The sequence below is a fragment of the Corynebacterium sp. AOP12-C2-36 genome (genome assembly GCF_052379185.1).
Lineage (GTDB): Bacteria > Actinomycetota > Actinomycetes > Mycobacteriales > Mycobacteriaceae > Corynebacterium.
This window is the reverse complement of the sequence record NZ_JBQSYJ010000029.1, coordinates 1-23,033: the sequence shown is the minus strand read 5'-3', so window position 1 is coordinate 23,033 and position 23,033 is coordinate 1. Positions and strand designations below refer to the sequence as shown.

Below are 23,033 nucleotides of genomic sequence, written 5' to 3'. Positions count from 1 at the left end.
GACTGGTCGCGGTGGCTGGTGCCCCTGTTAGAGCTAATGCCCCAGCTAGTGGCGTGCTGGCTGGCGTCTGGAGGGCGTTGAGCCGCGCCAGACCCGCACCCCGAGGTAGACAGCGAACACCACAGTGGCGGCGGCGAGGATCCACAGGGCGGTGTCTCGATCCGGCAGGGTGACAGCGAGGTCGTAGCTGCAGTGGGCGACAAGTGCGGGCCACACCGAGCGGCACCACAGGAACAACCCGGCCAGGGCGAGGCCCAGGACGACCTGCAGAAATGCGTTCCGGTCGGACTGGTAGAGGTGCTGGGCGCCACGTGCCGCGGCGGCGAGTCCCACGCCGGCCATGACGAGGCCCACCTGCAGGGGCCGCGGAATCCACCGGACGGAGGCCCCAACGAGCGCTACGCCGATGAGCACCGCTGCGGCGATCTCCTCGGTAGGCCCGGCGGCCAGCGAGGTGAGGATGCTCTGGAGCGCGGTGCGCTGGGTGATTTCTCGCTCGATCACCGTGGTGTCCGGGAGGAAGGCGGCACTGAGGCCGTATGCGCTGAAGATCAGGCCGGCCGTGGCGAAGCCAGCAAATCCGTGTGGGCGCGGGCGTAGTACGGCGAGGATGCCGAAGCGGGGGGCGAGTCCACGCACGCTGAGTGCGCCCGCCAGGGCCAGGGTGGTGAGAAACACCCGCCAGACGATGTCCATGGTCTGGCTCCCTGGCGTCACTGTGTCGGCGACCACCTCGCGCCCGTCGAACCGTTCGGCGAGGACGCCGCCAGCGAGTAGCAGGTGGAACAGGACCAGGAACAGCAAACAGGCGATTGCTGTGGCCGCCGCGGCTACTTGTGCGGTTGTGAGCAGCTTCCCGGAGCCGGGGGTGTCGGCAGCGACACGGGTGTCAGTCATCGTCCCTCCTCGATCTGGTCGGCACGCCGGCGCAGCTCGCGGGCGAGAACATGGCGGGCACTGTCGCTGGCCGATGTCTTCGCCAGTCGTGCGGACAGGGTGGGGTGCGAGACACCGCTGAAGGTGGCGACGGCACGTATGGAGAGACCCTGGCCGACCGCTGCGTGCTGGAGGTCGGTCAGGCCCTGCTCGGCGTCCTGGATCTGGCCGCGGATGCTGATCAGGGAGGCGGCGATGGCCGACACCGGAAGTGCCTCCCTCTCAGGTATCGGCGTGCACTCGGTGGCGTAGTTGTCCACCCATGCCTGGCGCATCTGGGCGGCGGCCTGACGTACCTCGTCGGCGCTGGTAGTGCTTCTTTCGCTGCGGCGGGTCAATAGCCGGGCTACCCGCTCAGTGGGGTAGATGATCTCGGCAATGGCGTGCGTACTGAGGTGGTCCGGGGCGGGCATCGAACATCCTTCCGTGGTTAGTTTCTTTCCATGTGGTATGAACGCTACCATCTTCCTAGAACTGAAAGGAACACCCGACCATGCGCGACCAGAACCGCTTCGAACAAGAATAACGACAACAACAACAGTGACGGTGGTGACGCGTGCCGCAGAAGGACCTGGGACAAGGGCGCCGCGCCCTAGCCGAGCGATTGAAGCGGTTCCGCCCCGACGACAAGCCCACGCGCCCGAAGTCCAACGAGGGTCCTGCCTTCGGATAGCCCCAGCTGGCGTACGCGCCCTACTGGAACAGCACCGACGCCGTCACCTCGCCGTGCCCGTCGTCGAACAGGGCGGTGTCCAGGGCGGCCCCCAGTTCCGGGTCGAAGTTGATCATGTCCCGGATCTCTCGCACTGTCGCCGTCGGGTGTTCCTCGGTCAGGTACCCCAACATGTGCGCCGACGCGGGGGAAACCTCACCGCGATGCGACTCAGCGCCCGATAGCGCAGGCCGGTCGCCGGGTCGAGGATCACACCGTCGCGGCTGCGGCGGATCCGGTGCAGCCCGCACGACGGTGCCTGCCGCCGCGAGCTCACTCCCCGGCCCCCTCGGCCGCCCGCACAGGATCCCAGGAGCCCAGCGGCGTCTTGCCCGCAGCGGTGGAGACACCCACCGTCTTGGCGGGCCGGCCGTCTACGGTGAACCCGTCGGCGACCTGGGCCAGCAACAAGCCGTCACCGTCACCCTTGCGCAGCTTGTGCACCCCGACGCCCTGGCTCCCGGTCCCCTTCACCGGGATGTCGCTGACCTTGACCGCCTTGAAACCGGTCTCGGCAGCGGTGAGCAGAACGGAGTCGTCGGAGACCGGGTAAGCCCCAACCAGCCGGTCACCGTCAAGCAGCTTGATCCCGGACACACCGTTTCCGGAGACACCCTGGGCGCGCATGTCCTCGGTGGCCACCCGCAGCGCTTTGGCCGTCGAGCCCTTGTGCGTGCCGGCGGTGACCAGCAGCAGGTGCTCGGTCTCCGGGGTGTACAGCCCGCAGCTGTGTACACGCTCGGTCTCCGGGGCCACTGGCCTGACCGAGATGCCTTTGGGCAGGCCCTTTCCGCGGAACTTCTTGATCTTGCCGTCGGTGAACGCCACCCACACCGCGTGGGCGTTGGCGATCGGTTCGCCCTCCTCGCCCAGGGCGGAGTTCTCCACGTCCAGGCGCCAGCGCAACAGCCGATCCTCGTCGGTCTCGTCCTCGCCGCCGGAGATGGGGGCGACCTCCGGGGTGATGCGTGTGCGACGGTCGTACTCGGGGCCGTCGAACATCTTGGCTGACTCGATCAGCTCGCTGCGGATCACCGCCCGACGGGCTGTCTCGTCGGCCAGCAGGGTTTCCAGCTCGTCCTTCTCCTCACGCAGCTTGTCGAGACGCCGCTGGGCGTCGAGGGTATCGGCCTTGGTCAGCCGGTGCAGCGGCATCTCCACGATCCACACGCCCTGCTCCTCGTCGAGCTCGAAGTGACTGGCCACCGCATTCGCAGCAGCGGACTTGTCTTCGGCGGAGGTGATCAGGCGCACGGTGGTGTCCTTGTCCAGGGTCACCGCAGCCACGGCCTGTGCCCGCGCCGTCGCCGTGGCGAGCACCAGCAGGCGCTGCTCGGAGCGCATGCGCACCACCTGGTCACGCAGGTCGATGAAGTCGACGAGCAGGTCGCGCAGGCTCCACCAGTCCGGGACCAGGTCACGGCGTAGCGCCACCATGTTCGCCCCGTAGGTCCGCTCCATGTCTGTCTCGGCCAGGATCTGGTCGACCACCGTCTGGGGGTCCACACCTCGCTTGCAGGTCACGACGATCTTCAGTCCGTTCTTCAGGTCGGACAGGTCGGCCACGTCGGCGACCCCGGTGATGACGCCCTGACGTACCTTGTCGCGCATCCCCAGCTGGGGGTTCTCCCCCTTCTTCGTGCCGTCGAGCAGCGTGGGCACCGACACCCCCGGCGGGACCTCGGTGATGACGACGTCTTTGCCGTCGGTGTGCCAGGTGCCGCGCACCTTCAGCTTTCCTGCGCCGGTCTCGTAGTACTCCCTGATGCCGGCGGTGCCACCGATCACCGAGCCGCCGGTCCCCCAGTCCGGGCCCGGCATGATCTCTATGAGCCGATCAACGCTGACCGTCGGATCGTCGATCATGGCCACCGCCGCGGAACACACCTCCCGGGGGTTGTGAGCCGGCGTGGCAGTGGCCCACCCGTTTCCGATGCCGTTGGCGCCGGCGCACAGCAGCACCGGAACCGGGACCGGAAGGTACAGCGGCTCGGTGTTCTCGTTGTCGTAGGTCGACCGCATCGGGACCGCCTCGGCGTCGACCTCCCTGACCATCGCGTGCCCCAGTGGAGACAGGCGGGCCTCGGTGTAGCGATCTGCGGCCGGCGGGTCTCCCGGGGTCATGCCGAACGCGCCGATACCCTCCACTGGCTTCACGCGGGCGAACGGCTGAGCCAGGGTAACCAGTGTCCCGTACATCGAACTGGAGGCGTGCGGGTGGTAGGCACCCGTCGCCGAACTGGCGATCTTGGCCGACTTGCGCGGCTTGGTGCCGGGGAGGATCTTGTCGCGCAGCATTGAGTACAGCAGCCGTTGGGCGCCCAACTTCACCCCGGAAGTGGCCAGCGGGATCGCCCGGTCGGTGTTCGCGTAGATCATGTAGTCGAGGTTGCGGTTCTCCAGGAACCACTTGCCGGTGACCACACGGATGGTCTCGGCAATCTCCTCGTCGGTGACCAGGGGGATGTAGTCGGTCTTACTAGTCTTGCGGGCTGTCTTTCTGGTTTTCGTGGCGGCCACGGTGTTCTCCTGGGGGGGGGTGCGGGGTGGGTATGGCGGGATTCGGAGAGCGGGTCGATCACATGGCGACGTCGAGGTCGGCGTTGGCGGCCATGTCGTTGATCCAGGTTCGGCGTGCCGCAGCGGAGGGACCGAACACCGTGTCGAAGGTGTCGGACTCGGTATCCGGGTCGTAGGAGACCTTGAAGATGGTGCGCGTGTCAGGGCCCATGACGGTCTCGGCGAAGTCTGCTGGGGTCATCTCCCCCAGCCCCTTGCAGCGCTGAACGTCGGCCTTGTGCCCGGCGGCGACCAGCTCCTCCACCGCAGCGTCTCGGGCAGCCTCGTCGACGCAGTAGCGGCGGTCCGACCCGTTGGTCCGGGACACAATGAACAGCGGCGGCTGGGCGATGAACAGCATCCCCGCCTCGATCAGCGGGTAGTAGTTCTCCACGAACAGGTCGAGCAGCGAGCTGGAGATGTTGTAGCCATCCACGTCGGCGTCGGTGGTGAAGAAGATCCTGTCGAAGCGGCACGCCTCCGGGTCGCAATTCTCCCTGACCCCGCAACCCAGGATCGCCTCGATCGCAGCCACCTCAACGTTCTTACGGCACGCCGCGAGGGTCTTACCGTGCGTGTTCAGGGTCTTTCCCCGCAGCGGGAACGCTGCCTGAAACAAGGCATCCCGGGCGTTCTTGATCGTGCCGAGGGCGGAGTCGCCCTCGCAGATGTGCAGCTCTGATCCCGAGCCGCGCCCGGTGTTCGCGCACGGCAGGTATTTGTCCGGCAGCGACAGGTTGGAGCCACGCCCAGCCGAGGAGGTCTTGCGTGTCTCGGCGCGGGCCGCCTCGATCTTCCGGGTGGTCCGGGCATGGGCGAGTGCTGCGGTGGCCCAGGCCAGCAGAGTCTTGGAGTTGGCCGGGCTGGCCGCCCACATCACCACCTTGCGGTTGATCGCCGTCGCCAGCGCAGAGTTCAGCGATCGCTCGCCGACCACGTTAGCTTTGGCCTGGCTGCCGAAGTTGGCTTTGGCGGCCATCGACACCGAGACCACCATGTCGGACACCGCGGCGAAGTCCGCCGGCGTCGGGTAGGGCTCGCCGTTCTGCCGGTCCAGGCCCCGGACTGGCTTGGATGCGACGGCCTCGCCGACGGCCAGGGCTGCGGCGTCCTGGTAGGTGCCGCCCAGAGGCGTCCACACGGTGTTCATCACCGAGTGGATGGATGCCGCTCCCGAGGTGGCCACCCCGGCGGCCAGATCCACGGAGGCCGGGATGGACTTGCCGGCGCGGGTGAACGTGAAGTCCGAGGTAACCGTCACTGCAGCGTGGGCCCCTCCGACGTAATCCAGCACCGCAGCCGCGCCGTAGCCACCCTCACCGGTGAACTCCTGGCTGATCTGCTCGCCGTCCGGGCCAGGCCCGGTGATGGTGAGATTCATACCCTCGCGCAGCCGGGCGGCGACCTGGGCGCGCGTGACGATGCCCGCGGCGTCGAGGTCGGCGTCGGGCAGCAGCGAGCGGTCGAGCATGAAGCGCACCGAGGTTCCCGAGGTGCTGCCGGGGATAGGGGCTTTGGACGTGGCGGCCTTGGTGCCGGTGAGTTTCACGCCCTCGCGCGGCGTGAACGCGGCCGCAGGGTCGAAGCCGGTGCCTGCGAAACTGCCCGGGGCACCGGCGGAGAACTGCTGGGTGAAGATCTTCCCGCCCTGGTAGACGGTGACGTCGAAGCGCGAGCAGATCGCGTTGGTCGCCGCCCCACCCTCGCCGTGCACGCCCGCGGTGATGGTGCCTGAGGCGTCGTCCTTGCTGTAGTTGCCGCCGGCGCCGAGAGTGCCCAGGGTCTTGACGATGCCGTTGACGCCCTTGTGGCCGGTCTCGGTAACCATGTCGGCGTCGTAGTCGATCGGCAGGCCACGGCCGTTGTCGGCAACCTCGATGGATCCATCGGGGTGGAAGGTCAGGTGCAGGTGGTCGGCGAACCCGCGGCCCACCTCGTCACCGGCGTTGTCGATGATCTCGCGGGCAGCGGTGGTGAACACGTCGTCGCCGAGGAATCGGGAGGGAAAGCGGCGGACACGCTCGATCTGGGAGAGGTTCTCGATGTCCTTCACGGAGTAGGTGGGGCTCATGGCCTAGTACCCTAGTCGATTGGTAGCACATAACCACCATGAACCTGTACTCCATCACGCCTACCAGCATCATCGCCGGCGTCGGAAGGCCCGAGCTGCGGTAGAGGCGAAGCTAAGGGACGTGACGGCTGACTGGAGTGGCGGCGCCGCTGTCGGACAGATCGGGCAGAGCGAACCCGGCGGCCGCAGCGGCAAAAGCATGGACGACCCTGGGGTCCATCGTTGCCGGTGGGCTGGCGCGGCTCGCGCGGCGATCGAGGGTGCGCCCGGTGGTCCGGCGCCACCGGGCCAGGGCGGCGTCGCGGATGGGTGCATGGGTCGCCGGGAGTCGGCAGGGCATGGTGGAACCTCCGGAGGAGAGTCGAGGGGCTGTGGCGGATACACACCTCACCCTACGTCCGGGAGCCGCGTGCGCAGGAGCGATCCCACTGAAGCGTCTGTGTACGTCACTGAGGCCATCACTGATGTACACAGTCGATTCAGTGATGGCCTCGGTGGAGGTGGAACGGGTGGGTTATCCCGCTGCGTGAGCCTGGGCGTGCTGCGTCGCCGCGAGCACCGCCTGCGCGAACGCGTGAGCCTCGGCGGTCTGCTCCCACGGGCGCTGCTGGACGTCCGGGTCGGCGCGGAAGAACGAACGCACCTCGCCGCCGGCGCTCGTCACCTCTGCGGACCTGGTGCACCAGCGCGCCCCCGGGTGCCCGTCCGTCTCGCCCACCACGTCCGGGGTCGGGAGTTGGGTGCTCGGCGGCTCGGCGACGTCATCGTGGCGCAGCCGGAGGACGCGGCGACGCTCCAGTTTCAACGCGTGGTGGGTGCCGGCGGTGTAGTCGCCGCGACGAGCGCGCACCAGGGTGATCAGTTCGCCGGCACCATCGCGCTGCCCGAGGTAGTTCAGCGCTTCGCCCGACAGGCCGATCCGCTGCCCGTAGGTGTCGCGCTCGATCAGCCCACGATGCGTGCCCGCCCCGACGGCCGACACCAGGGCGGTGGTGCTGAGGTCGTCGGGGCGGGCCAGGCGATGCTCGATGACGTGGTTGTCGAACCGCGGGGCCTTGGGCGTGGTGGAGCGTGGCATGGGGTCTCCTTCGTCGCAGGTTCTCTAGTCAGCGGTGATCTCGGACTTCAGGGGGTGCGCGCCGTCCACACCATCCACGGCCGCGGTGGACCACAGCAGGGCGGGACCGTCGTAGCCGCCCCAGGCGTTCACGCCGTAGTCCTCGATCAGGTTACTGTCTGCCCCGGAGATGAACCCGACGAGACGATCAGCCAGGGTGGCAGCCTCGACCTCCCCGGCATCGGACGAGGTCAGCGTGATCCGGAACTGCGCGTTGGGGGCATCGCCGGCGCTGAACCGGCCGCCGAGGACGCCGACCAGATCGTGCAGACCGCGGCGCTGGGCCGGGTCACCTACACCTGATCGTCGCGAGCAGCCCTAATCTCACACGGTTTCGCCGGAACGCGGAAACGTTGACAGATTAGGGGGTCGCTAATCTCACAGTCCCCCAGCCGCGTCTGGGGCGTGTCAGCGGTGCGCAAGCACGCACTTGGGGCCGTAGCCGGTCGCGCTGGCCACGTCGAGTTCCTTGCCGCAGTCCAGGCACCGCCCGCCCAGGTCGGACGCCACCTGGCGCGGTGACACGTTCCTCGCGCTCGGCGGCAACCCGGCGACCTCCGACCACTCCCCGGCCGGGGAGCGCGGGTGCTGCTGCCACGCTCCGGTGTCGACGTTGCGGCGGTAGACGTGCGACCGGTTGGCCCGCACCGTGCCCCAGCCGGGCTCATCCTCCGGGGCCGGCGCGGAGCCGGCAGGTGGCACGTCCCCACTTCCTGGGTAGGCGTCGTTGCCGGTGACGCTGCCCCCACCCTGCGGGGTACGCCGCTGGGCGGGCAGTGCCGCCTGGTAGCGCTCCCCCAGCAGATCGGCGAGATCCCCGGCGGCGCTGTCGGTGTCGTCCAGGTCCACCTCTCGGGCCTCCATCGAGCGAAGCGCGCCCGCCAGTGCGTCGACGTTGCCGGAGTCTCCCGACAGGTCGGTGGGGCTACCGCCCAGCGCACCGCGGTGCTGGTGAGCGAAGTCATCGATGGACTGACCCGCCGGCCGCTGACGCAACTGGCGAACCAGACCCGCCGAGCGCTGCCGCAACTCCGCAGCGGGCATCGGGTCACTTCCGGGGCCGGCCTGCGCTGACCCGGGAAGCCCGGCCCCACGACGCTGCGGGGTCGCCGGGTCGATCTCACTCTCCACCGGCGCCGGCACCCGTGGGGTGTCGTCGTACAGGTGCGCCCGGTCGGCCTCGGCCCGTGACTGGCGGATCGCGTCTCGGGCGCGCGCCGACGGCATCTGCTCCAGCCTGCTCAGCCGCTCCACACCAGCGTTGCCGGCTCCGGGGAGCTGGGTGTCCAGGTAGGACGAACGTGCCTCGTCACCCAGGTGTTGGTCGGCGTCCGGATGCGACTGCACCTGCTTGGACAGCCGGTTGGCCTCCTCAGCGAGGCCATCGAGCACCCCGCGGGGTGCCGGGCTCGCCTTCGCCTCGGCCAGGCGGTGCAGCGCGTCGTGGTAGTCGGTCAGCACCTCGTCAAGATCCGGGTTCCCGGCCGTGCTGCGGTCGTCGATCATGGTGTCTCCTCTCTCGTCAGCGCAGCTGGGCTAGGCGTACTTCTTGGCGCAGCTGGGGCCGTAGCCGGTCGTGCTGCCCTTGCTGAGGGTCTTTCCGCAAGCGACACAGCGGTTTCCGAGCTCAGCGGCCGCCTTGGACGGGGCGATGTTCGCTGCACTCGGCGGCAGCTCGGTGACCTTCTCCCACTTCTTTCCGCCAGAGCGCAGGCGGCGCTGGAAGCCTCCGCCGTTCTGGTTGGGCCGGAAGATATGCGTCGAGTCGACCTTGATCTTTCCCCAACCTGGCTCGTCGGATCCCTCCTGCTCAGCGGTGCCGCCAGAGCGCATCCCGTCGAGGGTAGAGCTCACCTCGCCGGGGTCGTACTGACCGGACAGGATGCCGGTGAACATGCTGTTGACCTCGCTGCGCTGCTGCGCGTCGAGCGTGCCGTCGTCGCGGGCGGCGTCCATCAGATCGTTGTAGCGGTCCACCGCCGGCTGTGGTGCCCGGTCGTCGACGTAGTTATCGTTTTCAATCGCCACCTCGCGCAGTGCGTCGTTGAGCGCATCGAGGGTGTCGGGGTTACCTGGTCCGGCCTGGGTGTCCTGCTGGGTGCCGTTCTGGGCCTGCTCGACCTCCCGCAGCCTCTCCCCCAGATCGGTGTGGTTGATCTGCGCGGCCGCCGTCGGGGACACCCGCGGGCGGACGTCCACGTGGTCCGGGGTCTGCGGGGTGCGTGCGCCGGCGGAGTCCAGGGCCTCGCGCGCCCGCTGTGGGTTGTGGGTGGCCAGCACGGACACGTCGGCGACATTCTCGCGGAAACGCTGGGCGTCGCTGCGGGCATCGTCGGAGCCGGGAACCCGCGCCATCAGCATGTCGGCGATCTCGCGGTTTTCCGCCACGGCCTCGGCCCGGTGGCGATCCGACGGATCGTCGGTGATGGCGTCCAGGTTGCGCCGCATCTTCTCTAGCGCGTCCTCGTTGGACAGCGACCGGTGGGTCAGATACGGGTCATCGCCGACAGGGGCCGAGTTGACCTTGCCGGCCAGCGCGTCGCGCAGCTCGAACTTCGCGTCCGCGCGCCCCGGACCGTCAGAGTCATCCGCGTCGAGCGTGGCGCGCTCCATCACGTCGTACAGTTCGGCGTCGCTGCCGGTCCACCCGATTCGGCCGCGCAGGCCCCTGACGTAGTTCTCCAGGTCCACGGCTCCATCGCCGGAGCTAGCGGGCCGGGCCCAGAATCCTTCGATGGCGACCTGGGCGGCGTCCTGGCGCTTATCGACATCGCTGGCGGTGACGAAATGGTCGGTCGTGGCTGTGTCAGGCATGGGTGAGGCTCCTCGCGGGTGGGGAAAGGCTGTGGCGGTCTAAACACCTTCAGCGTACATAGCGAGGGTGTACCTGTACCAGCACCATGCTCCCCGTGGTTCAGACACGGTAAAGGCCCGCCGGTCGATGTGACTTCCCCATCACATCGGCCAGCGGGCCTTTGACCACATACATTCCACCTGAAAGGCACTCACACACCGCATCACCAGTATGGAGTACGTTCACGACAGGATCTCCCGCCTGTGCGAACACCGCCAACTATAGCATATTCCTACTGTGCTACCCGCCGAACCGGACAGTGAACCTATCAATGATGTCGTTCAGAGTGTTTTAACTGGTCAGGTTCCTGCGGGGTCAGGTGTACTTCTTCACGCAGTCCGGGCCGTACCCGGTCGCGGGCTTGTTGTTCAGCGAACGGCCGCACGCCAGGCACACCCCACCGATCTCGCTGGCCACGGTGCTGGGGGCGATGTTGCGCGCCGACGGCGGCAGGCCCGCCACCGCCGACCACTCCCCGTCCGCCCCGGCCTTACGGCTGCGAGATGACCACGCCCCGGTCTCGGGGTCGCGACGAAACGCGTGGGTCTTGTTCGCCTTCACCCTGCCCCAGCCGGTCTCGTGCCGACCCGGGTTCTCGGTCACCTGCGCGCTCAGCGTGCCGTCGCCGTCCTCGTCGGCGAGGTCGTAGACCAGGTCGAAACCCTCGTTGGCGAGCACGGCCTGGGCGTCCCGAATGTTGGAGACCGCGTAGTCGCCCTCGACCACGCCGCCGTCGACGTCGTAGACGTTCATCAGGCCAGTCTGCGGGTCGTACACCACCGAACCCGCCGTGGAGCCGTCGATGCTGAGCTCGTCGAGGTCACCATCGGTGAGCTGGTCGAACTGGCCCATATCCCCGGGTCGGTCAGTACCGGATTCTTCCTCGGCGCTACCCGGCTCCGGCACCTGACCGGCAGCGGTGTCGCGTGCAAGCTGGTCCACTAGTCGCAACTCAGCCTCGGCGGGCGGGCCGGGGTCGATGTGCGGGTTGGGATCGCCCATGTCCCCCAGCGGGCCAGTGGCCCGGCGGGCGTACTCCAGCTCCCGGTTCACCTCGTCCATGTCGCCGTCCAGGGCCGAGTGCAGCATCGTGTTGGCGTTCAGACGCCCCGCCGCGTTGAGCAGGCCGTCGCTCGACGCCTGATCCTTCATCGCCTGGGCGTCGAGGATCATCTGGTGGGTGTCCTGCCGGGTGTCCCCTTTGCGGTCGGCGATGCGGCCGAGCTGGTAGGTGTAGCGATCCAGGAACTGCTGGGACTCATCGCCCAGGCGAACCGAGTCCCCGGCGGCCTCGGCCCGGCCGGCACGGATCGCGGTCAGTGCCCGGGTGCGTGCAGTGCGTCGATCCTCGGGGGTCTCTTTGCCGCCCGGCCAGGAACTCGCCCAGGCATCAGCCATGCGCGAGTGGGCCTGCACGCCGATGTCCGGGTGGATGTTCATCCGGTCTAGCAGGTCGCCGGCACGGGCGTGGGCGGCGTCCATCTCCTGCAGGGTCTTCGCGGAGGTCTTGGCGTTGATCGCCTGCTCGTAGTCGTTCACCAGTCGCTCGGCGGCACTGCTGCGCGGGGACCACTTGTGGTTGCCGGCCACCGTCGTCAGTGCCTCGCCGGCGGACGCCGTGTCACCGGAGGTGGCCGCGGCGCGGGCACGGCTCAGGTTGTCGAGGTCGCGGGCCCGGAACGCGTTGCGCTCGCCCGTCGCATCGGGCAGCGAGATCAGGTGCCCGTATGCGGACTCCAGGTCGCGGACGGACTGCTCGTCAGGCGAGTCCTGGGCGGCGACCTTGTCGACGGCGTGGCGGTACCACTCCAGGCTTGTCTGCGGATCCTGCGGGTAGGCCCGGCCCTGGTCAGCGAGCCGGTAACCTTGCTCGTCGTAGGTGCCGTAGGGGACGTCGGGTGTGGGCATGAGTGCCTCCAAGAAGATCGGGAGTGGGCTGTGGCGGTACACCCCCCAGTCTGCCCGCCACTGTCCCTGCGCCCCTAGCGCCAGCGCCCCGGATCCCCGGACTTTCCGCCGGATGGCTACACCCAGGGCAACGCGGTGGGGTCGACCACACGCTGGTTCCAGTCATCGTCGAACAGCACCAGGTCGTTGTCGTCGAGGATCTTCACCAGGTGCTCGGGGCTGCTGGCGACTTGCGAGCGCCCCTTTTCCGGTGATCACCTCCGTGCCGGTGAGCTGGACCCGGTACCCGGTCCCGACGCCGTACCAGGCACCGTGGGCGACCCCCTCACCGCGCAGAGCCACCCACGCGCCGACAATCGGGGCTGGTCTCCAGCAGGTCCGCCAGAGCTGTCGGCACGACGTGGTACGTGGTGGTCACGCGACCCACACCTTGACGACCACCGGATCAGTGCCGGGCTCGTGGCGCACCACCCGTAGCCGGTCACCGCTGTGGTGGCGTGCCGGCATCGGGTCGTCGGGGTGATACGCCCACGTCAGAGTGAACCACCGCCCGTCGGCAAACTGCAGGTCCAGGCTCCAGTAGGTACGCCACGGTAATGGGGAGCTCACGCCGACGCCTCTCCGGAATCCCGACCGGCGTGCAGTGCCGTGGAGATCGCCGTGACTGCGCCGCGCAACTCGGCAACCGCCGTGGACAGGGCAGGGTCACCTGCGGCGTCGGTGAGCTGGACGTTGAGCGCGGTGGAGCGCTCCAGCAGACCCACCGCCCGCTTCAGCAGATCCTGCGACTCCCTGCGAGCGTCGCGGTGCTTGTGCGCTGCAGAACTCAGACGCGACAGACCGGAGCGCGACTGGATCACGGTATAGGTCAGCTCCTCGTCCTTGCGCACTAGCCCGGCCGACTGCCGCCAGTAGTCCGCAGCGATGTCGGCGAGATCGGCGGAACCGACCCGCTCGATCATCAAGGACACCCGCTCATCATTACCGGCGTGTTCGATATCCAGGCAGCGGCGGGTGTCTTCGCTGCGGGCCGGGATGATGCGCGACTCCATGATCTCCATGCGCTGCAGGTGCACTTCGTCGCGGGGGTTGGGGGTTGCGCTGGCCATCACAGGCCCCGTTCGGTGTTCCCGCGGCGGTTGCTGCGCACGAACGTCGCCGCGTCGAGCAGGGCCTTCGAGATGCTCTCGGCCGTCGCGCGGTCACCCACGGTGAGCCGGGCGCGCCCCGGAAGCTCCAGGCGACCCTCCTTCTCCCCGGCCGTTCGCGACACCGTCGGGGCGGGCCCCGCTGCCGCTGCTGCACCGGGTCCGTCCCCGTTGTCCTGAACGGCGGCGGACAGCGCCTCGGCTTCCGAGGCGCTGAGAAGGTAGGCGCCGCCGACTGGCAGGCGTACCTGGATGACCTCGTTGCCGGGCTCGGCGATGACGTGCAGCAACGTGGGCTCGCCGCCGTCGGTCGCGGCAATGGCGACGGAGGCGATGAAGCCGGTGGCGCGTCGCAGCGGTGCGGTGGTGAAAGTACCAGTGGTGTCGGTGGTGCTCATGGTTCATACCTTCCTCGATCAGGGGTGTGGGTAACACACTACCCGGTGTGGTAGGTAGTGCTCTAGAAAGTGTCACTCATAAGGGGGGGGGGGGGCGGCGGTTACGCGGCGGACGCAGCGCGCTGCTGGCGACGACGGCGGCGCTCGGCGGTACTGCGGGCCAGCTTCGCCCGCTCGGCGCGGTCGATTCCGGCGTAGAGCTGGCGGATACGGCTGTCGACCACGGGCGAGGCGCTGATGCTGCGCCGCGACTTCAGATCGGTCACCATGCTGGAGGTGACGTCGAGAGTGCGCGCCGCGGCACGGTCACTGCCCTGGGAGGCCACCACCAGCAACAGCTTCAGGTGGAGCTCGTCGGTCAGCGGAACCCGCGGCCGGTGCTCCTCCTGCGGATCGTCGATGTCGTCCCACTCGGCCGGCGGCGCCCAGTTGTTCTCCTTGGCCAGGGCGGTGGGCCCACAGTCGCGGATCATCCCACCCTGGGTGTGCGACATCACCCAGCTGTAGGTCTCGCGAATCCGGCGGCACGTCGTCGGCGAGATGGTGGTGACTTCGCCCAGTGACAGGGCGGAGACCTCATTGACACGGAGGCCGGTGTGCTTGGCGACCCACTCCAGGCCCCATCCGGCGGCTGCCAGTGCCTGCAGGCGGCGCTGGATCATCCAGGCGGGGTCAGCCTTAACCAGCTGGCGCAGTTGGGTGGCAGCCGTGGAAGCGGCGCGCATGGCGTCGTTCCAGGAGTGGTAGGAGGTGCGTCCGCTGGGGGTGTCCACCGCCCACTTTCCGGACATCAAGGCAACGACGGAGGGCTTGGTGGCTGTGGCGGCCAGGATCATGGGGAAGGTCCTTTCAGATACTGCGGAGACGGGGAAGCTGGGGGTTAGTGGGTGGTTCTAGTCGGCGACCAGGTCGGTACCGTCGGGAATGAGAGGCTCGCTGAGTCGGCGCACAGCCGCGGGGAGACCGTTGCCGTAGATGTCGACGCTGGCGGTCACCAGCAGGTCGTCGCAGATGTAGGTCCACAGCACGTCGACACCTCGGGAGGGTCGGTCTGCCTCGTGGTAGCGCATCGACACGGTCAGGTCGGTGAGCCGCTCGATGTCGCGTTTGCGCTCCAGCGATGTGCCGCTCGGCCAGTTGTCGGCGACCTCCTGCAGCGCGGAGCGGATGGAGGCCATCTGGGCGTCGTTGAGCAGTGCGGTCGCCGGGTTCAACGGGTTGCGGGCAGGGTCGGGGCTCATGCTGCTGCGGCCTCCTCGGCGTGGAGGCGGTCGATGGCCTTCATGCACTCGGTACGGATCGCGCCGGTGTGTCCGATGACCCGCATGGCATCGGTGTTTCGCTGCATGAGTCGGGATTTCGACGAGTTGTACTCGTAGAGGATGTGCGAGTAGCGCAGGTTTCCGTCCCTGTCCGTCCAGGGGTCCGGGAGCCGGCGGCGGATCGCGTAGTCCCCGAGGTTCTGGTCGTCCTCCGGGGCGATGCGGCTGGCGACGTAGACGTAGTCGGTGCAGGGTTTAGGCATCGTTCACCCGCTTCACCGACACGGAGAACTTTGGACTGTGGAGAGCTGCGCCGAACAGAGCGTCGGCAGCAACAGCATCTTCGAGAGGTTCGAGTGTCACAGCCCGGTGCACGCTGGGCGCGTACCTCTCTTCTGACTCGGTGAGCGTGACCGTCACAGAGTCCCCAACGTGTAGATCAGCGACCTGGGCCGGGTCGACGTACAGCACTGGAATGGTGCGGTCATCGACGCCCATGTCAACCACGCGGCGCGGGATGAAGCTGGTCATCCGACCCGAGATATCAGCGACGGTGCAGGTGAACCCAGTCATCGGAAACCGCACTTTCGGCGCGTTCCCCGACTCCACCAGGGCGATGAACGGTGCCAGCGGAATGCGGGTCCAGACCTTGGGGTCGACGCTGGGGGCGAACCCGGTGTCCTCGGCGTCGGTGGGGATCACCATCAGCGGAACGTCAGTGCCGAACGTGGACACCGTGGGGTAGAACGTCTTGCGCTGCGAGTTGTCCAGGATTCGCTTGTCTGCACCCTCCAGCGTTCCAGGGTCCTCCGCGTCCACGGCCAGGTCGCTGTAGTGCAGCTTCTTGATCTTCGCGGCCAGTTCTTTACCGGCCTTGCTGCGCTTGTTGGGAACCCAGGGGGTGTCGCCGTCGTAGGCGTAGTCGTTGTCCGGCCTCAGGGCCTTGGAGGGGTTGTCGGCGTCGCGGGGGATGAACCCGTGGATGAATCGGCCCCGGTGGAACGGGCGGTGTGCCTCCACAGAGTCAGCGAGTTCATCAACCTGCCTGGCGTACTCGGCAGCGCGTTCGCGCCATGCGACCAGGCGAGCTGCGGCAACACGTGTGCCGATCCAGACGGCCTGGGCGGCGAGATAGGAGCGGTCCGGGGTGCCGATGAGTTCTCGGAGTTGGTCGGCGGTGACGGTGTCGGGGTCGACGAGCGCGGGAGACTCGCTGTCGACGCGGGGCTCGGGGGAAGGCGATGTAGTGGACATGTTTTGTGACAGTACAGACTACTAACCATCATGACAACTAGGGTGTTGTCCCGTGTCGCCAGACGGGAGGCTCTTTCCCCTGCTAGCGCTCGGTATTCATTGCGCGAAGACGTGTGGCCAGCAGGTCCACCGCAGCGTGGCTGTCGTGGTCGATCACCGCCAGAATGGCCCGGTCCTCCGCCCGCGGCTCGATGACCGGGTCACTGAACCAGTCGGGGAAGCGGCACTCGACAACCGCGCGGTTCTTGGCCGTCAGTTCCCCCCGCATCGAAACTGGTGAGGGCCTCGATCGGCGCGAACAGGAAGTCGCGCAGGTACCAGTCGGCCTCCTGCGTTTCCGACCTCGGATTGGCGCGCTTCGTGCGGCTGCGCCACAGGTGCGAGATCACGTGCGCCAGCCGCGACTCCCGGCCCCTCAGTAGTTCGATGCACTCGATTCGCGAAGGGTGCGCGGTGTAGTGGGCGGGGTGGTCCATCGCTTCGACGGGACTGCTGGCGGCGAGCGGTCAGTCGTCGGCGACGGTATTCGGCGTAAGCGTTGACAGTGAGCGTGCGGCAGCCATGTCTCGACGGTAGCAGCACAGGGCTTTGCCGGGCACTGAAACACGCGGACGTGCCACCGACCCCAGCGGGGTGGCCGGGTCAGCGGCGGGCCCGGCGGTGCCCCAAAACGCAGGACAAGTTTCCTACATCGGCCATGTAGGACGCCATGTAGGAAACTCAAAACACCACCTGACCTGGTGTAGTACAGGTTGGACGCGTAGGACGGGGGTGGGCGGTCTACGCGCTCCTGCCCGCTGCTCTTGCGAAGACGTGTTCTGTGTTAGGTGAGGCTACCTTTGCGTGTGTGCCTCGCGGAGCTACAAAACATTTTGTTAGTTATTTTTCTACATATAATATAGAGCCTTCCGCGACCGGCTAAAGCTAAGAGATTATTAGGATATAAGTGCATGATCGGCAAGCCGAGGGGCGTACGCCTCCGCCGAACGGTGTAGGCCGCCGTAGGTCGCCCACCCCCGTCCTACGCGTCCAACCTGTACTACACCAGGTCAGGGGTTGTTTCTCCTGTCCTACAACTCAAAATGTAGGACGAGAAGTTTCCTACACTAGTTGACCCTAAAACTTATGAAACGAGTGGTTTCGTGCCGCTTCTCCTCAAATGGCGGTAAGCCTCCGTGGCCAGCTGCCGGGCTGCGCCCCTCTGCTGGTGCAAGATATCTGCTAATGTGTCAACGAACAATCCGGAACCAACCACCACGAGGAACCCCATGTCTGCCAAAAGAACCCTCACGACCCCTGAACTGTCCCGCCTTCTCGGTATCAATGTCAAGACGCTCCATCGGGCGCTGGACGAGAACGCTGCGGTGATGGTCGGCGGAAAGCCGGTTCACCCGATCCAGGTACGCACCTGGTGCGGGTGGCCGACCCAGACCGTCCTGGACGCTCTCGGCCTGCCCGACCTGCCCGACGGTGTGGTCCGCAGCAGGTCCCGGCGAAACCCTGCCAGCGCCAACGCCGACGCAGACACCGCGGCCTGACGAGGCCCCCACGTTCCTGGCCGCCACAGCCTCAATGAAGCCCGTGAAGGAATCCCCTTGACCCCCGACCACCTGACCGAACTCATCTCCCACTGCGTCCCCGGCACGTTCGCTGACCAGGCGAACTCCCGGCAGGCGCTCGCGCCCCTGCTCGACGCAGGCCTGGCGCTCGTTCCGCTGGCCCCGATGTCCGAGAACAAGGAGCCCTACGGTCAGCTGGCCACGCACGGGGTCAACTCCGCTTCGACCGACCCCACCACCTGGGACGGCTGGCTGTCCCACGCGTTCTCCGCGCGCACCGACCTGAGCGTCCCCGCCCTGGGTGTGGGGCTGCGGGTCGGCCGGATCATCGTCGTGGACGCCGACACCGCCGAGCAGGCCGCCACGGCCCGGGAGTTCCTGTCGGCGATGGGCTACCCCGCCGACGCCGGCCCCACGGTCAGCTCGCCGGGAACCCTCGACGGCCGCCACGACGGCCGCGGCGGGCACTGGTACATCCTGGCACCGGAGACCTTCATGGTCCCGAGCATGCGCGGCGGAAAACTCCTGCTCAACTCCACGATCAACGTCACCGCCGACGGAACCCTGGTCAGTTCGGAGGTCGGCTCCGGTCCGGGGGCGACCTGCGCGATCAAGCTCTACGGCAGCTACGTGTGCATCCCCGGCACTCAGCGCCCGGCTGGCAACTACACGCTGGTCGGCAAGGTCCACCACATGACCGAGCAGCTGGAGAACCACCTGCTCGGTGCCGCCGCCGGGGAGCGCACCCGCCGGGAGTCGGTGGAGAAGGCCCGCGCCGAGCGACGGGCTTCCCACGGTGAAGGCACCACCGACGCCCGTGAGGGTGCCCGTGAGCGCCTGGAGTCCGGGGGATGGTCGCCGGTGCTCTCGGCGGCGGGTTGGGCCGAGACCGGCGGTGACCGCTGCGGGTGCGCCACCTGGCAACGCCCCGGCGGGACCAGCCCGCGTTCGGCGACCGCGCACTACCTGTGCGCCGAGCAGGGAGGATCAACGCGCCTGCAGGTCTGGACCGATGCGCTGGCCGACATGGACATCCACCCGCGTACCGCGTACTCGATGGAGTACGTGGCCGCGAAACTGCACTACGGCGGCAGCCTCTCGAAGCTCTACACCGCCTACGGGGCCCCCTCGCAGCCGTCGCGTCCGGTCACGGTCCTGGACCCGGACGCTGCCTCGCTTCAGACCGGGCCCGTCCCCACCGGTTTCTCCGGGTTCACCGGCTTTCCCGCCCAGAATCGTCCCAGCGGGGCCATAACGTCCACAGACGGATCCGGCACGCTCCAGGGCACCCCGGCGGCGCATAACACTGCAGACGTCCAGCAAGAACCGGAAACGGTCCCATCAGGTACGCCTGCCACCGTCCAGGACAACGCGGAGGTGCCCAGCGAACCCAAGGTCGACGACTTCGCTGACGCGGACCCGGACGCGCCATGGAACCGGGTGCCGGCGACCCTCGACGAGCTCACCGGTGACGAAGCCGAGGTGTTCAACTCCACCGAACTGACCAAGACGCTGTGGCGCATCGCCCGCGGCAACGGTGCCTCGCCCTGGGCCCTGCTGGGCGGGGTAATGCTGCGGACCCTGGGCTACGTCGGCCCACACGTGATGCTGGAGAACATTGACGGCCCCTACGCCTCGCTGAACATGTCCGCGCTCTACATCGGCATGTCTGGCGCCGGAAAGTCCAAGATCGGCAACACGATCGCCACCTCGGTGCGCTTTCGCCAGCGCTCCGGCAACCCCGCCAGTATGCCGATGCTGTCCAGCAAGAACCTCGGCTCCGGTGAGGGCATCGCCCAGGCGTTCTGCGGGCCGACCAAGAAGCGCAACCGCCTGCGCGATGAGGCGGCGGAAGCCGACGGACGCGACCCGGAGGAGGAAGATCGCCAGCTCGCCGAGGACCGCCTGCTGTTCCAGGCCGACGAGGCGGCCAACACCGAGGCGCTGGGAGCGCGTAGCGGCGCGACGCTGCTGTCCAAGATCATCTCGGCGATCACCGGTGGTGACCTGGGAAACACCAACGCCTCGGAGGAGACGACCCGCAGTGTGCCGTCCAACAGTTATCGGTTCTGCCTGGAGATGAACGCGCAGCCATCGGCGACGGGGTTTCTGATCGAGAAGTCGGATCTGGGCCTACCGCAGCGGTTCCTGTGGCTGGACGCCAACGGCCGGCGCTCGATGACCCGCCCGTCGGCGACCGAGCGCAACCTGCTCGCCGACATCACCCTGCCCGCGGCACTGGCGACCAGGGTGAACCCCCCGAGCGACTCGGGTTTTCACGTGCCTGGGGCCGGTGACGACCGCATCCTGGTGACGTTCCCTGACACCGTGGCCGACTACATCTGGGCCCAGAACACCCGCCGCCAGCACGGCTGCGGCGACGGGCAGGACTCGCACCGCAACCTGACCCGGATGAAGCTGGCGGCGGGCTTCGCCCTGCTCGACGGCGCCCATGTCACCGAGCAGCGCACGGTATCGACCTCGGTGCGCCACTGGGACCTGGCCGGGGTGCTACTGGAGCACAGCGACGCGGTGCGCCGGCAGTGCCACGACGCGGTGAAGAATCACGCCGTCGACGAGGCACGGGACAAGCTGGAGACCACCCGTGACGCCGAGTCTGAGCTGGACAACAAGCGCCAGGAGGAGCTGACCCAGGAGATCGAGCGCGCCGCCGCTGACGTCGGCACGATGGGGGTCACCATCGCCGGTCGGCGGGAAACCGGCGGGCTGGCCCAGCGCTTCTCCGGCCGCACCCGCAAGTGGAAGCGCGAGATGTGCCCTGCGCTGTTGGCGCTGATGGTCAACTCCGGAAAACTGGTTTCCGACCAGGAGGGACGCTACTACCTTCCGCAGTATGCTCCGCCGGCACCGCCACCGGTGCGTCTGGCCCCATCACCGGTGACACAACTGCAGGTGGTTCCGTCCGCATTCGGGGGACACCCACCCAACACTCCAGCCTGACACTTACCATGGTGGTCACTGGTAGTGTTACACCTCACATGCGTAAACCACGTGGCTGCGACCGCTCGCCAGCCTCTCTCCGACCAGATACCCGCCGTGGGGTGCGCACCCACCGCCACAAGGAGGATTCTTCCGAGATGACCGATCCCAACCTGCCCCACAACCCCGGACAGGGTGCCTACCGCCCGACCGGCAACGACAACCCCACCGAGCTGATCCGCCCGGTCAGCACCGTGCGCCCGGCCGACTTACCGCACCAGCCCGCCCCGCCGCGTGTGTCTGCCGCCTACGGACAGCCTGAGGCTGAGCCGTCCGGGCACCCCGCTGGGGACGCAGACCAGCCGCGACTGATCGCGGGCCGGTTCGACTCCAACGCCCTGGTGAAGAACCTCGCGGTGCTGTCGGTCATCGCCGGGGTGATCACGTTCGCCGTGGTGCTGGCCACCCTGGAACTGGTCACCCGGTTCACCGACTCCGCCGAGACCGGCGGGGTGGTGTACTGCGTGGCCGCCGGGATGGTGACCGCCCTGATCGTCGCCGGTGCCGGGGCACTGTACGTGCCGGTCGTCGGGACCGGCAGCGAGGGGCTGTACAGCGCAGCGATCGGCGCGCTGACCGTCGCGGCCTTCGTGCTCTACGGCGTGCTCGCCGGTCTGCTCGACGGGCAGTGGGAGGTCACCGTCACGATGATGGCCATCCTGTGTGCCGGCGCCCTGGCCTACGCCGCGCCTAAGCGGGTGGACGCGGTGGCTGACACCACCGCCCGCGCGCAGGCCGAGAGGTCGAACATGGTGGGGGCGTACCGGCGATGACCGCTACCGCCCCGAACATGGACTCGCTGGGTGCCCTGCGTAGTCGGTCAGCCTGCGCCAGCCCCCTGATCGGCCAGAACAGCCGCGCCCGCCAGCATGCAGCACAGCACACCAAATCCGTAGTGGATCTGCGGTTCCTGCTGACCTCGCGCACCGCCGCGGGGACCACCGTTGCTGTCGTCGACGCAGACCCCACGCCGCGAGTCTTCGTGAGTTCCGGGCCTGCCGCCCGTGAACTGGTGGAGGTGGCCGTCACCGACTGGCTGAGTTTCGGCGCCGACGGCACCGTCATGGCGGTCAGCGCCGCGGGGGACCTCTACGTTCCGCAGCCCGATCAGGGGTTGGGGGCAGGTTCCTTCGCCGACGAGCAGATGGATCTTCTCGACCCGGCCGGCGTGCGTGCCCAGGTACGCGGCGGGCGACTCACCCTTTCCACAGCGGGAGACTCTACTGCCCGTCGCTGAGTATCTATGGCATACACGTTGAGGGGCGCCGGGCGACCACTTACCGGGCTGGCTACATATCCGTTATGGATCTGTTACATTTATTCCCCATGACCACCACCACCACCATTCGTACCCGCTCCCACGTCGGCCGCCACCGCGCGGCGTCCACCCACGCCACCCTGCGCCGCAGCCTGATCGCCGCCGCGGGGATCACCACCGTCGCTGCCGTCGGCGCCCCGCCCGCCTCGGCCGTCGAAGTGCCGGTTCCAGGAACCGGAGATGTCGTCGAGATCCCCGTCGCTGCCGTCGACGCGGCAGCCAGCCAGTTCACCGAGACCTACCGGCCCCAGATCGACGCCGTGAGCACCGCCGCGGGTCAGGCCGGGATCACGCTGCCTGACCTGGACGTGGCCCTCCCCGCCGCAGGCGAGACGACACCGGCGACGCCGGTGTCCAAGTCCGCCAGCGTCGGCCAGCAGATCGCTGACGCTGCGCTGTCCAAGCAGGGCTCCCCGTACGCCTGGGGAGCCGCCGGCCCCGAAGCGTTCGACTGCTCTGGTCTGACCAGCTGGGCGCACGCCCAGGTCGGCAAGACCATCCCCCGGACCTCCGGGGCCCAGGCAGGTGCCGGCACGTCGGTGTCGCTGAGCAACCTGCAGCCCGGTGACGTGATCACCTACTACGCCAGCGTGTCGCACGTGGCCATCTACATCGGTGGGGGACAGGTCGTACACGCGGTCAACGAGTCCACGCCGGTACAGGTGAACGACCTGAACTACATGCCCGTCAACAGCGCCGTGCGCTTCTAGTGACCTAGTCGATCAGTCAGAAAGAGGTCCCGTCATGTCCGGACGTCATCGCGTAACCAGTCCCTCTGCCTCGTGGCTACACCCAGCGGCCAACGCCGTCGGGGTCGTCGCCTTGGCCATGGCCACCGGAGGCACTGCCGCGGCCGCCGGCGGGGTGGTCGCCGCCAACACCGAGGTCCTCGCGCAGGGTGCCGACGGAAGCTCCGCCGGTGCCGACGTCGAGACCG

Annotated in this window: 23 protein-coding genes; 7 read left to right on the top strand and 16 right to left on the bottom strand. The window is 68.0% G+C overall.

The window, feature by feature from the left end:
* Positions 1-45: 45 nt before the first annotated feature.
* From ACT3UN_RS15205 to ACT3UN_RS15185, 5 genes are all read right to left on the bottom strand, one after another.
* Positions 46-897 carry a CPBP family glutamic-type intramembrane protease gene (locus ACT3UN_RS15205; protein ID WP_444657503.1) on the bottom strand — a complete coding sequence of 284 codons (852 nt, stop codon included), beginning with the start codon at positions 895-897 and terminating at the stop codon, positions 46-48.
* Entirely contained in the window at positions 894-1,349 is a 456-nt protein-coding gene (locus ACT3UN_RS15200) for a hypothetical protein (RefSeq protein ID WP_444657502.1), read from the bottom strand. Before ACT3UN_RS15200 ends, ACT3UN_RS15205 begins: the two co-directional genes overlap by 4 nt.
* A gap of 572 nt (positions 1,350-1,921) precedes the next feature.
* Positions 1,922-4,168, bottom strand: a complete 2,247-nt coding sequence (locus tag ACT3UN_RS15195) for a DNA gyrase subunit A (protein WP_444657501.1) — start codon at positions 4,166-4,168, stop codon at positions 1,922-1,924.
* Positions 4,169-4,226: 58 nt separating this feature from the next.
* Positions 4,227-6,278, bottom strand: a complete 2,052-nt coding sequence (locus ACT3UN_RS15190; protein ID WP_444657500.1) for a toprim domain-containing protein — start codon at positions 6,276-6,278, stop codon at positions 4,227-4,229.
* A 514-nt stretch (positions 6,279-6,792) separates the two neighbouring features.
* Complete coding sequence (locus ACT3UN_RS15185) at positions 6,793-7,356, bottom strand: hypothetical protein (protein ID WP_444657499.1); 564 nt, start codon at positions 7,354-7,356, stop codon at positions 6,793-6,795.
* Positions 7,357-7,410: 54 nt separating this feature from the next.
* Between ACT3UN_RS15185 and ACT3UN_RS15180 the strand changes: the two genes are divergently transcribed.
* Positions 7,411-7,698 carry a hypothetical protein gene (locus ACT3UN_RS15180; protein ID WP_444657498.1) on the top strand — a complete coding sequence of 96 codons (288 nt, stop codon included), beginning with the start codon at positions 7,411-7,413 and terminating at the stop codon, positions 7,696-7,698.
* 105 nt (positions 7,699-7,803) lie between these two features.
* Here the strand turns inward: ACT3UN_RS15180 and ACT3UN_RS15175 are convergent, their stop codons facing one another.
* The 11 genes from ACT3UN_RS15175 to ACT3UN_RS15125 form a co-directional block, all read right to left on the bottom strand.
* Positions 7,804-8,901: a hypothetical protein gene (locus tag ACT3UN_RS15175; protein ID WP_444657497.1), complete on the bottom strand. Its 1,098-nt coding sequence runs from the start codon at positions 8,899-8,901 to the stop codon at positions 7,804-7,806.
* A 30-nt stretch (positions 8,902-8,931) separates the two neighbouring features.
* Positions 8,932-10,209 carry a hypothetical protein gene (locus ACT3UN_RS15170; protein WP_444657496.1) on the bottom strand — a complete coding sequence of 426 codons (1,278 nt, stop codon included), beginning with the start codon at positions 10,207-10,209 and terminating at the stop codon, positions 8,932-8,934.
* A 355-nt stretch (positions 10,210-10,564) separates the two neighbouring features.
* Positions 10,565-12,157, bottom strand: coding sequence for a hypothetical protein (locus tag ACT3UN_RS15165; RefSeq protein WP_444657495.1), 1,593 nt, complete (start codon positions 12,155-12,157; stop codon positions 10,565-10,567).
* Positions 12,158-12,571: 414 nt separating this feature from the next.
* The gene (locus ACT3UN_RS15160; protein ID WP_444657494.1) at positions 12,572-12,766 is read right to left on the bottom strand and encodes a hypothetical protein; all 195 of its coding nucleotides are present in this window, start codon (positions 12,764-12,766) and stop codon (positions 12,572-12,574) included.
* On the bottom strand, positions 12,763-13,266 hold the full coding sequence (locus ACT3UN_RS15155; RefSeq protein WP_444657493.1) for a hypothetical protein: 504 nt from the start codon (positions 13,264-13,266) through the stop codon (positions 12,763-12,765). Before ACT3UN_RS15155 ends, ACT3UN_RS15160 begins: the two co-directional genes overlap by 4 nt.
* A complete protein-coding gene (locus tag ACT3UN_RS15150; protein ID WP_444657492.1) occupies positions 13,266-13,703 on the bottom strand; it encodes a hypothetical protein in 438 nt (145 codons plus the stop codon). The genes ACT3UN_RS15155 and ACT3UN_RS15150 overlap by 1 nt, the downstream gene beginning before the upstream one ends.
* Positions 13,704-13,804: 101 nt before the next feature.
* A complete protein-coding gene (locus tag ACT3UN_RS15145) occupies positions 13,805-14,539 on the bottom strand; it encodes a hypothetical protein (protein ID WP_444657491.1) in 735 nt (244 codons plus the stop codon).
* A gap of 57 nt (positions 14,540-14,596) precedes the next feature.
* Positions 14,597-14,944, bottom strand: a complete 348-nt coding sequence (locus ACT3UN_RS15140; protein WP_444657490.1) for a hypothetical protein — start codon at positions 14,942-14,944, stop codon at positions 14,597-14,599.
* Positions 14,941-15,228 (bottom strand): hypothetical protein, encoded by a 288-nt coding sequence (locus tag ACT3UN_RS15135; RefSeq protein WP_444657489.1) that lies wholly within the window; start codon positions 15,226-15,228, stop codon positions 14,941-14,943. The genes ACT3UN_RS15140 and ACT3UN_RS15135 overlap by 4 nt, the downstream gene beginning before the upstream one ends.
* A complete protein-coding gene (locus tag ACT3UN_RS15130) occupies positions 15,221-16,219 on the bottom strand; it encodes a hypothetical protein (protein WP_444657488.1) in 999 nt (332 codons plus the stop codon). The genes ACT3UN_RS15135 and ACT3UN_RS15130 overlap by 8 nt, the downstream gene beginning before the upstream one ends.
* A 200-nt stretch (positions 16,220-16,419) precedes the next feature.
* Positions 16,420-16,695, bottom strand: coding sequence for a hypothetical protein (locus ACT3UN_RS15125; RefSeq protein WP_444657487.1), 276 nt, complete (start codon positions 16,693-16,695; stop codon positions 16,420-16,422).
* Positions 16,696-17,487: 792 nt separating this feature from the next.
* On the opposite strand from ACT3UN_RS15125, the gene ACT3UN_RS15120 reads away from it, so the two are divergent.
* The 6 genes from ACT3UN_RS15120 to ACT3UN_RS15095 form a co-directional block, all read left to right on the top strand.
* Positions 17,488-17,757, top strand: coding sequence for a hypothetical protein (locus ACT3UN_RS15120; protein WP_444657486.1), 270 nt, complete (start codon positions 17,488-17,490; stop codon positions 17,755-17,757).
* Positions 17,758-17,814: 57 nt separating this feature from the next.
* Positions 17,815-20,739, top strand: a complete 2,925-nt coding sequence (locus tag ACT3UN_RS15115; RefSeq protein WP_444657485.1) for a bifunctional DNA primase/polymerase — start codon at positions 17,815-17,817, stop codon at positions 20,737-20,739.
* Between the two features lie 137 nt (positions 20,740-20,876).
* A complete protein-coding gene (locus ACT3UN_RS15110; RefSeq protein WP_444657484.1) occupies positions 20,877-21,551 on the top strand; it encodes a hypothetical protein in 675 nt (224 codons plus the stop codon).
* Positions 21,548-22,015 (top strand): hypothetical protein, encoded by a 468-nt coding sequence (locus ACT3UN_RS15105; protein WP_444657483.1) that lies wholly within the window; start codon positions 21,548-21,550, stop codon positions 22,013-22,015. Before ACT3UN_RS15110 ends, ACT3UN_RS15105 begins: the two co-directional genes overlap by 4 nt.
* A gap of 89 nt (positions 22,016-22,104) precedes the next feature.
* Entirely contained in the window at positions 22,105-22,806 is a 702-nt protein-coding gene (locus ACT3UN_RS15100) for a C40 family peptidase (RefSeq protein WP_444657482.1), read from the top strand.
* 34 nt (positions 22,807-22,840) lie between these two features.
* On the top strand, positions 22,841-23,033 hold a 193-nt coding region (locus ACT3UN_RS15095; RefSeq protein ID WP_444657481.1), incomplete at its 3' end, for a hypothetical protein.